Origin of the sequence: Streptomyces griseus subsp. griseus, assembly GCF_000720255.1 — a bacterium.
GTDB lineage: Bacteria > Actinomycetota > Actinomycetes > Streptomycetales > Streptomycetaceae > Streptomyces > Streptomyces griseus_I.
Map to the genome: position 1 here is coordinate 1 of NZ_JOJE01000006.1, position 12,845 is coordinate 12,845.

The 12,845-nt window shown below is 67.0% G+C and carries 10 protein-coding genes and 1 pseudogene; 3 read left to right on the forward strand and 8 right to left on the reverse strand.

The features are described 5' to 3' along the window. The 7 genes from IG99_RS50210 to IG99_RS10915 all read right to left on the reverse strand — a co-directional run. The coding region (locus IG99_RS50210; RefSeq protein ID WP_234311805.1) for a hypothetical protein at positions 1-256 on the reverse strand (256 nt) is incomplete at its 3' end. Between the two features lie 169 nt (positions 257-425). Then, entirely contained in the window at positions 426-1,946 is a 1,521-nt protein-coding gene (locus IG99_RS10890) for a hypothetical protein (protein ID WP_037672359.1), read from the reverse strand. 167 nt (positions 1,947-2,113) lie between these two features. Then, entirely contained in the window at positions 2,114-3,907 is a 1,794-nt protein-coding gene (uidA, locus tag IG99_RS10895) for a beta-glucuronidase (RefSeq protein WP_037672361.1), read from the reverse strand. Between the two features lie 88 nt (positions 3,908-3,995). Then, entirely contained in the window at positions 3,996-4,889 is an 894-nt protein-coding gene (locus IG99_RS10900; protein WP_051865186.1) for an ATP-binding cassette domain-containing protein, read from the reverse strand. Beyond that, positions 4,886-6,700, reverse strand: a complete 1,815-nt coding sequence (locus tag IG99_RS10905) for a dipeptide/oligopeptide/nickel ABC transporter permease/ATP-binding protein (protein WP_234311806.1) — start codon at positions 6,698-6,700, stop codon at positions 4,886-4,888. Before IG99_RS10905 ends, IG99_RS10900 begins: the two co-directional genes overlap by 4 nt. Continuing rightward, positions 6,697-7,638, reverse strand: a complete 942-nt coding sequence (locus IG99_RS10910) for an ABC transporter permease (protein ID WP_037672363.1) — start codon at positions 7,636-7,638, stop codon at positions 6,697-6,699. The genes IG99_RS10905 and IG99_RS10910 overlap by 4 nt, the downstream gene beginning before the upstream one ends. An 8-nt stretch (positions 7,639-7,646) precedes the next feature. Continuing rightward, a complete protein-coding gene (locus IG99_RS10915; RefSeq protein WP_037672365.1) occupies positions 7,647-9,206 on the reverse strand; it encodes an ABC transporter substrate-binding protein in 1,560 nt (519 codons plus the stop codon). A gap of 274 nt (positions 9,207-9,480) precedes the next feature. On the opposite strand from IG99_RS10915, the gene IG99_RS52365 reads away from it, so the two are divergent. Then, positions 9,481-10,083 (forward strand): TetR/AcrR family transcriptional regulator, encoded by a 603-nt coding sequence (locus IG99_RS52365; RefSeq protein WP_037672367.1) that lies wholly within the window; start codon positions 9,481-9,483, stop codon positions 10,081-10,083. On the opposite strand, the pseudogene IG99_RS50215 reads toward IG99_RS52365, so the two are convergent. Beyond that, positions 10,033-10,744, reverse strand: a pseudogene (locus tag IG99_RS50215) (helix-turn-helix transcriptional regulator); the annotation flags it as partial. The gene IG99_RS52365 and the pseudogene IG99_RS50215 overlap by 51 nt on opposite strands. 312 nt (positions 10,745-11,056) lie before the next feature. Between IG99_RS50215 and IG99_RS44120 the strand changes: the two are divergent. After that, complete coding sequence (locus tag IG99_RS44120) at positions 11,057-12,130, forward strand: LuxR C-terminal-related transcriptional regulator (protein ID WP_051865189.1); 1,074 nt, start codon at positions 11,057-11,059, stop codon at positions 12,128-12,130. Beyond that, a complete protein-coding gene (locus tag IG99_RS10935; RefSeq protein ID WP_078947643.1) occupies positions 12,099-12,758 on the forward strand; it encodes a response regulator transcription factor in 660 nt (219 codons plus the stop codon). The genes IG99_RS44120 and IG99_RS10935 overlap by 32 nt, the downstream gene beginning before the upstream one ends. The last annotated feature ends 87 nt before the right edge of the window (positions 12,759-12,845 follow it).

Consider the following 12,845-nt stretch of genomic DNA (forward strand, 5'->3'; position numbering starts at 1 on the left):
CGAGAGCGAGCCGGACGCGGGGCGGCGGGGGGCTGTCGGGGCGGTGCTGGAGACAGGCCTCAGGCGTACGCGCCTGCTGCAGGCGGGCAAGCCGGTCGATGACGAGCTCGCCGCCGCGTATGCCGAGGCGGACGCCGGCGTCCTGTCGGCCCTGCGGATCGTCTACCGCGAACCACTGGTCGTTCGTGCGGCCAACGGCGAGATGGGTTTCCTCTCTCTGCCACGTGCCGTCGGGCTGGAGACTACGCCTGCGCAATTCCGCGCGTGGGGCGTCGAACCCGGGCAAGGCGACAGCGGGCCCGGCAACACCGGCTGGCATCCGAGTCGGCCGAAGATCAACAGGGCCTCACTTCCGTGCGGTGTGGATACGGTGATCCACCAGCCCGAGCGAGGCCCTGGTGTCGCCTCGGGACGATCCTTGTTCGTCAGGCGCGTTCGAGGAGAATCAGGTAGATCGCATTGGGCGCGAGGTCGACCGTCTCGGTGTAGGTCCTGCCCAGCCTGACGATCTTCTCCTCGACCAGGTGGAGGTCGGCCTTGGCCGGGTCACCGAAGTAGTTGCTTGTCGTCTGGTCGATCCGGTACACGCGCTCGCGGACCTGGTTTTGTCGGAGCTCCGAGGGTATCCGGGACATGTTGACGGTGGCCCGATAGCTGCGGTCGCCTACGTGCTGCCAGTTCCAGACCATCAGCGACGCGCCCGTGCGGTCCTTCGATGCCATCGTATAGAGGCCATTGTCTCCCTCGAGAGCATCTTCCACGACGGCGGACACCCTGGTGTCCTTCATCTTGGACTGCATCAGCATCATGTTCCCGTAGGGGGTGAAGGTGTCCTTCAGCGGTCCGTTCGGGGTGCGGGTCACGAACTGGTCCTTGCGTTCCTCGACCCTGTGTCGGACGCACCAGTTGAACAAGTGAGTGTCGGGCTGGTTCGCGTACAGGTAGCCGTACGTGGCCATGGCGGCTGCCTGCCGGATGTAGTCCTTCTTCGGGTCGGTGTCGTCGTAGCTCGGCCCGGGGTAGATGCCTGTTTCGGTGATGAAGGCCGGGAGGTGCCGGTCGAGTCGGCGCGCCGTCAGCCATTCCCGGAGGACCTTCCGCTGTGACGCCACCACTCGGAGGTCGTCCTTGTACAGCTTCGCCACCTGGTAGGCGTCGTCCCACTCGAGGTAGGAGTGATAGGAAAGGAAATCCAGACGCTTGCGCGGGTTCCGGTCGACCGCGTACGCGTCGAGGAAGGGCTTCACCCACTTGGGGTCCATCAGGGAGAGACTCGGCCCGCCGACCTTGATCCGGTCTGCAGGCCGCAGCCCCTTGTTGACCTTGTTGACGGCCTCGTAGAACGGCACGTAGTAGCGATACAGACCGTCGGGCTGCAACGTCGTCTCGTTCGCGGGGTGTCCGTTGTGGCGCTGCTCTCCGTAGAACTGCCAGTCCGGTTCGTTGAACGCTTCGATGTACTTGACGCGCGGATACTTCTCTTTGAGGCTGCGGATGATCAGCTCGAGCGTCGGTGCCAGGTCTTTCCAGGGCTTCTTGCCCTCGACGAAGGCCGTGGGGTTCACATTCACCAGCAGCTCATCGGACACGGTGCTCGCGTCGGTGAGGTAGTCGTCCAGTATGGATAGGTCGCAGGACTGCGTCTCCAGGTGGCACAGGTTGAAGACGTTGCTCTCGGGCGGCGCCTTCGGACTGCTGACCCACACGCGGTAGATCTCGCCGTGCAGCCCCTTCTTGTTGAGGAACGCAACATCGTCGGCACGCTGCTGAGGCCATGAGTTGAGGCTCCCGAAGTTGTTGTGCTTCTCCGGTCGCGGCAGTTGGCCTTCCGTCGAGCCGAAGTCGACCCGAACCCCGGCGGGCGACTCAGGCGTCTCTGCCGCCAGAACCGCATCGGGTTGCGTGGAGATGAGGAGGACCGCTGCTATACCTCCGGCCGGCAGCACTCGTTTCAAGGGGCGTCGCGTACGTAAGGGCATCTGTCGAAAACCTCGCTTCTGTGAACGGTGAAATCGCTCTGCCCGGGGAGGACAGACTGGTCGATGGTGGGATCTCCGGCTCCCTGAGAGGAGATGAACACCGGGGCTGATGGCGGCAGTGTCCGGTAGGCCTGTCAGGCGTCGTTCGACGGCTTGTGGCCAGAGAGAGAGATCCAACGCGCCCGCAGTGCGTGAGCGGCGGCCTTGGGACGGCGGTCACGGGTGAAGACGCCCTTGCGGTTGCCGTCGACGCGATGGATGCCGGGGGAGGTCTGGAAGTCCGCGAAGTTCCACACGTGTTCGCCCACGACGGCGTCGCAACGGTCGAAGGCACGGTGGTTGGCCGCCAAATAGGCCACCTGATACTCCTCTGTCCACGGCTGGTCCCAGACCGAGTGAAGCCCGGGCAGCGTGTCGGCGCCGTACTCGGTCATCAGGATCGGCTTGCCGAGCTTCTCGACCCAGGCCCGCAGCTCGGAGTCCATGAGCGCTTCCGCGGTGACAAGGTCGCCGTTGGCGATGTACCAGCCGTAGTAGCGGTTGAGGCACACGACGTCGAACAGGTCGGCGATGCGGTCGTTCTCGTGCGTGGTGAGCAGGGAGGCCGTGCTGCAGACGGGACGGGTCGGATCGAGCTTGCGGGTGAGTTCGACGAGCGGTTCGAAGTAGTCGCGTGCGCCGTCCTCGTGGGTGGACGGCTCGTTGGCGACGCACCACATGACCACACTGGGGTGGTTCTTGTCGCGGCCGATCAACTCCCGGATGGCTTGGGCGTGCGCCGCACGCGTGTCGTTGTTGAGGGTGTCGTCCGAGTAGGTGGGCGGGTGCGGGCGGCCGGTGAGCCCTCCTTGAACGGCGAGGTTGAGGCCGACGGCGGCGGTTTCGTCGATGACGACGATCCCGTGCCGGTCCGCGAAGTCCAGTACCTCCTCGGCGTACGGATAGTGCGTCGTACGGAAGGAATTGGCGCCCAGCCACTCCATGAGCTGGAAGTCGTGCACCAGGTAGGCGTCGTCGTGCCCCTTGCCGCGCACAGGGGTGTCCTCGTGCTTGCCGAAGCCCGTGAAGTAGAAGGGCTCGCCGTTGATGAGGAACCTGGCCCCCCGGATCTCGACGGTGCGCACGCCGAACGCCTGGTGATAAGTGTCGCGGACCGCTTCGCCGTCCACGATCTCGGTGACCAGGTCGTACAGGTACGCGGCCCCCGGCCGCCACGGCGTCACGTCCTCGATGCTCAGAGTGCCGCTCGCGCCCTCGCCCGCGGCCACCTCGGTGCCCGCGGCGTCCAGGACGCGGACGCGCACGGCGGCGGGTGCGCTGGTCCCGATCTCGTACTCCACCGTCGCGGTCGTCGAGTCGAGGCCGGTGACGACGGTGATGTCCTCGATGTGGACCGGCGGCACGCTGTGCAGCCACACCGAGCGGGCGAGGCCGGCGTAGTTGTAGAAGTCGTGATGGTACTTCTGCTGCCGACGGCCGTCCTCGGTGATGGTGATCGTGCCCGGCGGGATCGTCAGGTTGGTGAGTTCGTTGTTGACGCCGATCGTCAGACGGAACTCGTGCCCCGCGGCGACGTGTTCGGTGATGTCGGCCTCGAACGGCGTGTATCCGCCGACGTGTTCGGCGACCAGGGTGTCGTCGACGTACACCCTGCCCTCGTGCGTGGCGGCGTCCAGACGCAGCATCACCCGTTCCTCCGACCAGCCACGGGGCACACGCACCAGGCGCTGATACCAGACCCAGCCGACGTGGTCACGGATCGCGCTGTCGGTGAACAGGTCGTTGTAGCTGGCGGGCACGGCGGCTTCCAGACGGGTGTCGAGCGGCCCGGTCCAGGGGTGATCGCCCGCGGCGGTGCCGACGGCGAAGTCCCACAGGCCGTCGAGGTTCACCAGTTCACGGGTGGCGGTGGAGAGGGGCTTCAGCATAGGTCCTCCGAATTCCTGTTTCTTGTCCGCGCCGGGCCGTCTCGCGGAGATGTCCGCAGGCTGGGTGAGCAATCACCGATGTCCCCGCTCATGAACCGAACTGCCCCGGATCGGTGCCTTGCTCGACGCGCTCAACCGCGCCCGGTTCCGCCCGTTCGCGCGCCAGAAGCCTGTGACGCTCCTGGCGGCGCTCGCGCTGTGCGACAGGGTCGGGGACGGGCGCGGCGAGCAACAGCATCTGGGTGTAGGGGTGTCGGGGCAGTGAGGTCACCTGCCCGGCGTCTCCGGTCTCGACGATCTCACCGCCTCGCATGACGCTCACGCGATGGCTGACGTGCCGGATGACGGCCAAGTCGTGCGAGATGAACAGGTAGGCGACCGAGGTACGTCGCTGGATGTCGACGAAGAGGTCCAGCACGCGGGCCCGGGTCGTCAGGTCAAGGGCGGAAACGGGTTCGTCGCAGACGATCAGGCTCGGCTCGGAGGCGAGGGCACGGGCGATCGCCACCCTCTGCCGCTGTCCGCCGCTGAACTCGCGCGGCAGCCGCCGGGCCGCGTCCTTGGGCAGACCCACCTGATCCAGCAACTCCGCGATGCGGTCCCGCGCTTCGCGCGTCGTGGCACCTTGCGTCGTCAGCGGCTCGCTGAGGATGTCGCCGACGGCGAGGGCCGGGTTGAGTGAGCTGTACGGGTCCTGGAAGACGACCTGGATGTCCCGGGCGAGCGCGCGGCGTTCCTTGCGGGAGGCGTGGGTGATGTCCCGGCCCCGGAATCGGACGTGTCCGCCACTGGGTGTCACCAGTCCGAGGACGGCCCGCCCGAGGGTCGTCTTCCCGGAGCCGGACTCGCCGACGATCCCGAGGGTCTCGCCCTCGCGGGCCAGTAGGGACACCCCGTGCAGCACCTCGTGGGGGCGGGCCCTGAAGCCGCGGCCGGGATAGGTGACCCGCAGGCCGCTCAGGTCGAGCAGTGGCGCCGTCATCGCGCCTCCTTCTGCCAGGACTCGTCGGCGACGCCGGGCTGGTCGGTGCGCGCCGAGTTCTCGTCGAGGAGCGAGTCGAGCAGCGTGCGGGTGTACGGGTGCCGGGGCGCGCTGAACAGGTCGAGCACGTCCCCGGTCTCGACGATCTCGCCCTGCTGCATGACGGCGACGCGGTCGCAGCTGTCGGCAACCACCCCGAAGTCATGGGTCACGAGCAGCAGCGCCATGTTCAGTTCCTTGCGCAGGTCGCGCAGCAGGTCGAGGATCTCCGCCTGGACGGTCACGTCCAGGGCGGTGGTCGGCTCGTCGGCGATGAGCAGCAACGGCCGGCTCGCGACGGCGCCCGCGATGAGGACGCGCTGCGCCATGCCGCCGGATATCTGATGCGGGTAGGACGCGAACACCCGCCGGGGATCGGAGATTCCGACGCGGCTGAGCAGGGCAAGTGCGCGTTCGCCGGCCTCACGCCGCGACATCGGTGTCGTCGTGCGGATCCCCTCGACCAGTTGTGAGCCCACGGTGGAGGATGGGTCGAGGTTCGACATGGGCTCCTGGGGCACGTACGTCACGGCCCTTCCGCGCACACCGCACAGTTCGCGCTCGCTCAGGCCCAGGAGTTCGCGCCCGTCGAGGCGGACCGAGCCGCGGGTGACGACCGCTTCCGCGGGCAGTACACCGAGGATCGCGAACGCGGTCTGCGTCTTGCCCGACCCCGATTCGCCGACGAGCCCGAGCGTCTCTCCCGCCTCCAGGCTCAGGGTGACCCCACTGACCACCTCCTTCAACTCGCCCGAGGAAGTCGGGTAGGCGAGGGCAAGGTCCTCGACGGTCAACAGCCCTGAAGACCCTGCCCCGGTCGTGAGTCCGGTCGTCGGCCGAGGCGCGGGCGCGGTGATCCTGGACGGTTCTGGCCGCCCGCCCTCCAGTACGTCCCGCAGCGAGTTGCCGAGCAGGACCAGAGAGGCGGTGATGACACCGAGCGTCAGACTCGGCCAGAGGAACTGGAGGGGTTCCTCGTAGAAGTTGGTGAACCCGTCGGCGATCATCGCGCCGAAGCTGGGGACCGTGCTCGGCCCGACGCCGAGGAAGGCGAGGCCCGACTGCACGCCGATGGACGCTCCGGCGAGAAACGCGGTGGCGATGACGACCGGGCCTCGGACCGTGTAAAGGATGTGCCGCGAGAGGATGCGCCGGTCCGGCAGACCCGACACCCGGGCGGCGTCCACGTACAGCTCGCTCCTGACGCTGAGGACCAGGTTGCGGACCAGGCGGTAGACACCGGGTGACAGCAGCACCCCGAAGATCATCATCGTGACGCGGTAGTCGCCGTTCGTCACCGGGAGCAGCACGATGAGCAACAGCAGCCCCGGGAAGGTCATGACGAGGCTGAACACCCACTCGGTGACAGCCCGCAGGCGCCGGTCGTAGTATCCGCCGATCAGCCCGAAAGCGACGCCGATGGCGAGGGCGATGCCGGTGCCGATGAGTGCCGCGACGACACTGGTGTTGACGGAGCTGAGGAGCCTGGCGAAGATGTCGCGGCCGCTCTTGTCGCCGCCGAGGAGATAGCCGTGGCTGCCGGCATCGGCGTTGATCGCATCGAGCGAGGCCTGGTTGGGTCCGTGATCGGTGATCAGCGGGGTGAGCAGGCCCAGCGCGACGATGACCAGCAGGATGCCCGCGCTGATGACCGCCTGCGGGTCCCGCAGCAACCGGCGCAGGGGTGACCTGCGGCTCGCTGCGGCCTCTGCCGGGTCGTGCCGGTCTCCCTGGTCGCGGGCGGGGGTGGCGTTGCTCGGTGCGGTGCTCATCGAATCCTCGCCTTCGGGTTGAGCCATCCGTTCGCGAGGTCGACGAGCAGGTTGACGCAGACCACGAGCAGAACCGCGAAGAGCGTGATGCCCATGATGATCGGGACGTCGCCCTGGAGAGACGCGTTGAAGGCGTACGAGCCGAAGCCCGGCAGTGCGAAGACCTGCTCGATGACCAGCGCCCCTCCGAACATCTGCACGAACTCAAGGGACAGCACCGTCAGTGCGGGACCCGCGGCGTTGCGCAGGGCGTGGCGCAGCAGGATCGAGCGGGGGCGGATCCCGCGTGTCCGGAGGGTACGGACGTAGTCCTTGCGCAGTTCGTCGATCATGGCCCCGCGGACCTGGGATGTGAGACTGGCGGCCCCGGCTGCCGTCAGGGCTAGTACGGGGATGGCGATCGAGGCCGCCCAGCGGGTGGGATCCTCCCCCAGCGGCGTGTATCCGGTGGCCGGGAACCAGTGCAGGCGCAGGGCCAGGAGCCATACGAGCCCGATGGCGATCAGGAGGTTCGGCACGAGGTGGCCGAACAGCGAGGCGCCCTGTGCGATCCGGTCGACGACTCCGCCCCGGGTGGCCGCCAGCACACCGAGCGTCACACCGACGACGGCGGTAAGGAGAAGCGCCGCAAGCACCACGGACAGGGTGACACCGAGGCGCGCGGCGATGGCCGACCGTACGGGCTCGCTGGTGAAGTAGGAGAGTCCGAAGTCACCCCGCACGGCGTGGAACAGCCAGTCCAGGTACTGCACGAGCACCGGGCGATCCAGTCCCAGCTGCGCCTTCTGCTCCTCGATGCGGGCCGGCGTCGCGGAGCTGCCGAGGGTGCTGCCTGCGATGTCGTCGAACGACGTGCTCAGCAGCAGAAACGTGATCATCGTCACCAGGACCGCCAGTACCAGTCCCGCGATCAGGCGGCGCAGCACATAGAGGATCATGCCGGGGCTCACCCACCGGCCTGGTCGGCGAGACCGAACTGCCGGAGACTGTTCTGCGTCGAGGAGCCGTCCCCGTGGAAGACGATTCCCTTCTTGGTCACCCAGTGGACGCCGATGTAGAAGACGGGCGCCGTCCAGGCGTTGTTCACCGTGAACGCGTCGATCTGCTTGTACACCTCTGCCGCCTTCGAGGCATCGGTTTCGCCGTTCGCCTTCAGCAGCAGCCGGGTCAGCCGGGGATCGGTGGAGGCGAACACGTTGCGGTACCCGTTCGGGGAGAAATAGTCGCGGGTCTGCACCGGGATGGGGTCCAGCCCGTCGATGACCAGGGCCATGGGGTATTTCCTGGTGGCCAGGGCCGAGATGGTCTGCTGGGCGGGTACGGGGTCCCAGGTGACCTTGATTCCGATGTCCGCGAGCGACTGCGAGATGGTGGGTTCGAAGGGCTTGGTGAAGTACAGGCTCGGCATCCTCACCGAGAATCCGTCCGGGTATCCGGCCTCGGCCAGCAGCTTCTTCGCCCCGGCCGGGTCGTGGGGGTAGGTCTGGTCGAGCGCGGGGTCGTAGCCCTCGGCCAGGGGGTGGTACAGCTGTTCCGTCGCCTTGCCGGAGCCCTTGAGGAAGAGCCGGACCATCTTCTCCCGGTCGAAGGCCATGTTGATGGCCTTGCGCACCCGTACGTCTCCGAGCGGCTTGAGCACTTCACCTTTGCGGTCGAACAGCAGGAGCGTGGCTACCGAGGTCGCCTCGATGCGATTGGTGGTGAAGCCGGCTGACTTCAGCGAGCTCAGCTGCTGCACCTCCACGGACCCGGCGTTGATCTCACCGGCCTTCAAGGCGTTGACCGAGGCGGCACGGTCGGAGATCACCTTGATCTTGACGGTGGGGAACGGATAGGCCTGCTTGTTCCAGTAGTCGTCGCGCCGCTTGAGTACGTAGACCGACCCGTTGACCGTCGCGCCCTTGTCCAGGGTGTAGGGCCCCGAGGAGACCGGATTCAGCGCGGAACTGCTGGTCCTCATGGTCTGGGGATCGGCGATCACCCCGCCGGCTCCGGCCAGGGCGTGCAGGAGCGACGCGTCCGGGTTGCGGAGCTTCAGCACCACCGTCCGGTCGTCGGGAGCATCGATGGACTCCACGGCGGCGAGTTGTGTCTGGTTCTGGCCGGACGTCCTGATCAGGTCCAGGGTCGCCTTCACGGCGGCCGCCGTCACCGGGGAACCCGAGCTGAACTTCATGCCCGTGCGCAGCGTCAGGGTCAGGGTCCGGCCACTGTCGGAGTATGTCCAGCGCTGTGCCGCGCCCGGCCGGAGTTCGCCGTCGTCGTCGTCGACGAGGAGCAGCGTGTCGTAGAGGGAGCTCCAGACGTAGGCCTGCTGCCCCTCGGTGAGCTGGGCGGGAGCGAACGAGTTCGGGGTGCCCATGACGGCCAGGGAGAGCGTCGAGGTCGTGGACGACGAGGATGCCGCCTGGCCGTCGCACGCCGTCGTCGTGAGCAGCACGGCCGTCGTGGCCAGGGCGACCGGAGCGAGAGACCGGGGTGAGGTGTGCGGGGGTCGAATACGCATGGTGGCTTCTTTCGTCCGCCGACCGGAGGTTCTGAGGCCTTCGCCGTCGCCCTCAGCGGGGTTGAGCGCGCAGCGGTGATCTCGAGGGGGGAGCAAATTCCTAACACCCGTTTGGCTTTCGCTCGGACGCTAGGGTCACAAAGCAAGGACGAGAAGACTTTTGACGTCATTCGTTATTGGAATGTTATATTGAAGGCTTGGCTCGATGCGTAAGGTGAGGCGAAGTCCGCCGGACTGCTGTCGCGGACAGTTCGCGAGAAAGGGTGACCACACCGTGAGTGAGGCGAAGGCACGCGGGCCGTACGCCAAGTCGGCGGCCCGGCGGGAGGAGATCCTGCGCGCGGCACGCGAGAGCTTCGCCGAGCACGGGTACGCCGCTGCTTCCCTGCGTGACATCGCCGAACGCGCCGGCATAACGGCCGCCGGGCTGCTCCACCACTTCCGCGGCAAGGAGGAACTCCTCGGCGCGGTCCTCGCGCAGCGCGACTCCGAGGAGTGGGCGGAGGGTACGGCTCGGGTCGCAAGCCTGGAGGATCTCGCACCCTACTTCAGCGCCCGGCTCCGCAAGCACCAGGAACACCCCGAGCTGATGTGCCTGTGGATCGAGCTCGCCGCCGCCGCCTCACGCCCGGACCACCTCGCGCACTCCTACTTCGTCGACCGTCAGGCCCACGGGCTCGCGCACCTGACGGAGGGGCTGCGGGAGTACGCGGAGCGCGGCAGGCTGCGCAAGGGCATCAGTCCCGGAAGCGCGGCCCTGATGATCGAGGCGATGCTCGGCGGCCTCCAGGGGAAATGGCTGCTGAATCAGGACTTGGACATCATCGAGCCCCTCAACGACCTGCTCCGTCTGCTCTTCGAGGCGGATGACGCGTAGACGTTCTGGGCCTCGGTGAAGTTCTCGATGGGCCCCGGCGTGCCTCTCAGGCTCCGTACGCCACCACGGCGGCCTCGTGGCGTCGGCGACGTGACGGCGTGCGACGGTCTTCGGGTTGGCGGACAGCCGCGGGTCGTCCAGATGGCTGCCCGCGTCCATGCGCAGGTAGCCGACCACGTCGGAGGCCTTCTGTTCCCAGTCCACATACAGTTCGCGGCACTCCGGGTGCAGGAACACCAGCCGCGACCAGTTCCGCTCCCGCGCCGGCAGCTGTGCCCAGTCGCCGAAGACGGCCGCGGCCATCCGGTTCCAGGCGAGGATGTCCGTGCGGCGCCCCACGGCCTACGTCGGGACGCCGTCGATCGCGTCCAGCTGCTGCAACGCCGGCCTCACCTGCTGGGCGGCGCCGTCGGCTTCTTCTTGTGTTGCTTCGGCTGCGCCAGGTGCATGAGGTGGGCGTGCTCGTCGTCGGACAGCCGCAGGGCGCGTGCGATGGAGTCGAGTACCTCCGCCGACACATTGGGCCCGTCGCCCTGCTCCAGTCGCGTGTAGTACGCCACGGACACTCCAGCCCGGGCACGCGGCGGTGCCGTCCGTAGTCCTGAAGCCCCACGTCCTGCGGCTTGAGCCGGGCACGCCGAGTGCGCAGGAACTCACTCAGCTCTGCACGACGGTCACAGCGCCTCGCAGACCACCACCACTCCGGCGATCTGCCAAGTCGAACTGCTGGTACCCAAGAACATTCACACGCGCGTTCAGTCAACCCACCGCGCCCACCCCATCGCGGTTCGCGACGGGCACCGCGAGGTCTTCGGCCTGAGCGCTCTCGCTGACGTGCCCCTGACGTCTCTCCGTGAGGCGCACTCATTCTGTTGACACCCTGGCCGGGCGGGGAAAGAATAGGCCATTCTCTCGGGATAGCTGACGCGGTCTCCAACGCGAACTCAGCACACAGTAAAAGGTGATCGAGAAAATGCAGTCACAGACATCCGCGACCATCGATACCCGTCAGCTGTATGTCCGTGCGCTGCAGTCGGCCCTTAGTGTGGACGAGGTCACCGACGCGTTCATGCGTGCCGGAGCACCCATGATCCCTTCAGATGCCCACGCGGCGTACCGGCTCCACGCAGATGCCGACCGGGTCGGCATCATGGGAGTTTCGGCACAACAACGCTTTCTTGACGATTACGAGGACTACGGCAGACGAGATGACCCGGTCCTCGAATTCGCGCTACGCGAACTAAGAGCTATCGATTCGTCTCGTGTCCCCATTCCCGAGGTATGGGAGTCGAGCGGCGCGCACGCGGCGCTGGGCGTGGCTGGATTCGTCCACTCGCTGGAGGCGCCGGTGATAGTGGGCGGGGCTGTCTTCGGCACTCTGAACTTCGCGCGGGCGCAGAGCCGTCCCAGGTTCAGTCGGAGGGACCTTGTGGCAGCCGGGTTCATGGGTGAGCAGCTTGGCCTGGCCATGGAACGGGCTTTGCGCTTCGAGGCCACCGGCCGCCGTGTCGGCTTCCTCGAGCAGGCGCTGGACTCGCTTGCACAGCCTGTCGTCGTCACCGACCTGGACTGCCGGACGTTGTTCCGAAACCGGGCCGCACGCAAACTGGAGGCGGGCGGCGCCGACGGGTTGGGCGGTCCTCTCGACGTACCCATCGCCGAGGCGATGGAAGAATTCCGCACGAACGGCCGGCGCGTTTACACCGGGAGTGTCCACGACCCCGGATCCGGCGAGCATCTGATCACGAGATCCCTTAACGTGTCGCAGACGCAGGACGTCGCGGTCACCTTGGTGTTCAAGGCCGATAGTGGAAGGACGCGAACCCTGCCGGCCTGGAACGTGCTGTCCCGGCGAGAGCAGGAGATCGCCGAATTGGTCGCTCAGGGTCTCAGCACCAGACAGATCGCGGAACAGGCCTTCATCACCGAGAACACGGTGAAGCAGCATCTCAAGCGTATGTTCGCCAAAGTTGACGCGCGCAACAGGGCGGAACTCATCCAGCGTGTTTGGGCGCATGGCGGTAACGCGGTCAAGCCTTTGCAGTGATCCACAGTGCCATCGCGGCGGGTACCGTAGCCACACACTGTGGCCCGGTCGTTGGTACGAGATAGAGGCAGGCCACAACTCCCCACGGACAGTCCGGGACCACGCCCTCACCTGTCCCGACGCGGCGTCCTTCCTCTCCGAGTTCGATCCGGCGGAGCCCGCTGTACTGATCGTCGACGTGCGCATGCCCGGGCTGAGTGGGTTCCAACTGCAGGAGCAGCTCCTCGCCCGGGACTTCCCGGCGCCGGTGATCTTCTGCTCGGCTCACGGCGACATCCCGATGTCTGTGCGAGCCCTGCGCCAGGGAGCCGTCGACTTCCTTGAGAAACCCTACGAGCCGCAGAAGATGCTGGAAGTCGTTCAGGAGCAACTGCTCGAAGCGTCGCGGCTCTTTGCCCAGCACCGTCGTCGTCAGGAGATCCGTTCCCGGCCGGAGACCCTGACGCCCCGCGAGCGAGAGGGGCTACGACTGGTGATCAGCGGACTTTCGAGCCAGGTCATCGCCCGGCGGCTGGGCACCAGCGTCAAGACGGTCGATGTCCACCGGGCTCGGATCAAGTCCAAGACTGAGTCGGAAAGCCTGGCCACTCTGGTCCGATATGTGCTCCAGAACCAGATCACCGTCTGAGCGTCGGCCGCCCCCGAGAGCGTAGCCGGGGTTCCTGCACTGACCAGCGCAGCGAAGCCGAGCGGGGTGAGCATGGGCGCCCGGCCC

Bases quoted from the DNA above. Each gene is read 5' to 3' on its own strand.
- IG99_RS10900 (WP_051865186.1), bottom strand. From the start codon at position 4,889: ATGACGGCGCCACTGCTCGACCTGAGCGGCCTGCGGGTCACCTATCCC.
- IG99_RS10935 (WP_078947643.1), top strand. From the start codon at position 12,099: ATGGCGGTAACGCGGTCAAGCCTTTGCAGTGATCCACAGTGCCATCGC.
- IG99_RS10905 (WP_234311806.1), bottom strand. From the start codon at position 6,700: ATGAGCACCGCACCGAGCAACGCCACCCCCGCCCGCGACCAGGGAGAC.
- IG99_RS44120 (WP_051865189.1), top strand. From the start codon at position 11,057: ATGCAGTCACAGACATCCGCGACCATCGATACCCGTCAGCTGTATGTC.
- IG99_RS10915 (WP_037672365.1), bottom strand. From the start codon at position 9,206: ATGCGTATTCGACCCCCGCACACCTCACCCCGGTCTCTCGCTCCGGTC.
- IG99_RS10910 (WP_037672363.1), bottom strand. From the start codon at position 7,638: ATGATCCTCTATGTGCTGCGCCGCCTGATCGCGGGACTGGTACTGGCG.
- uidA (WP_037672361.1), bottom strand. From the start codon at position 3,907: ATGCTGAAGCCCCTCTCCACCGCCACCCGTGAACTGGTGAACCTCGAC.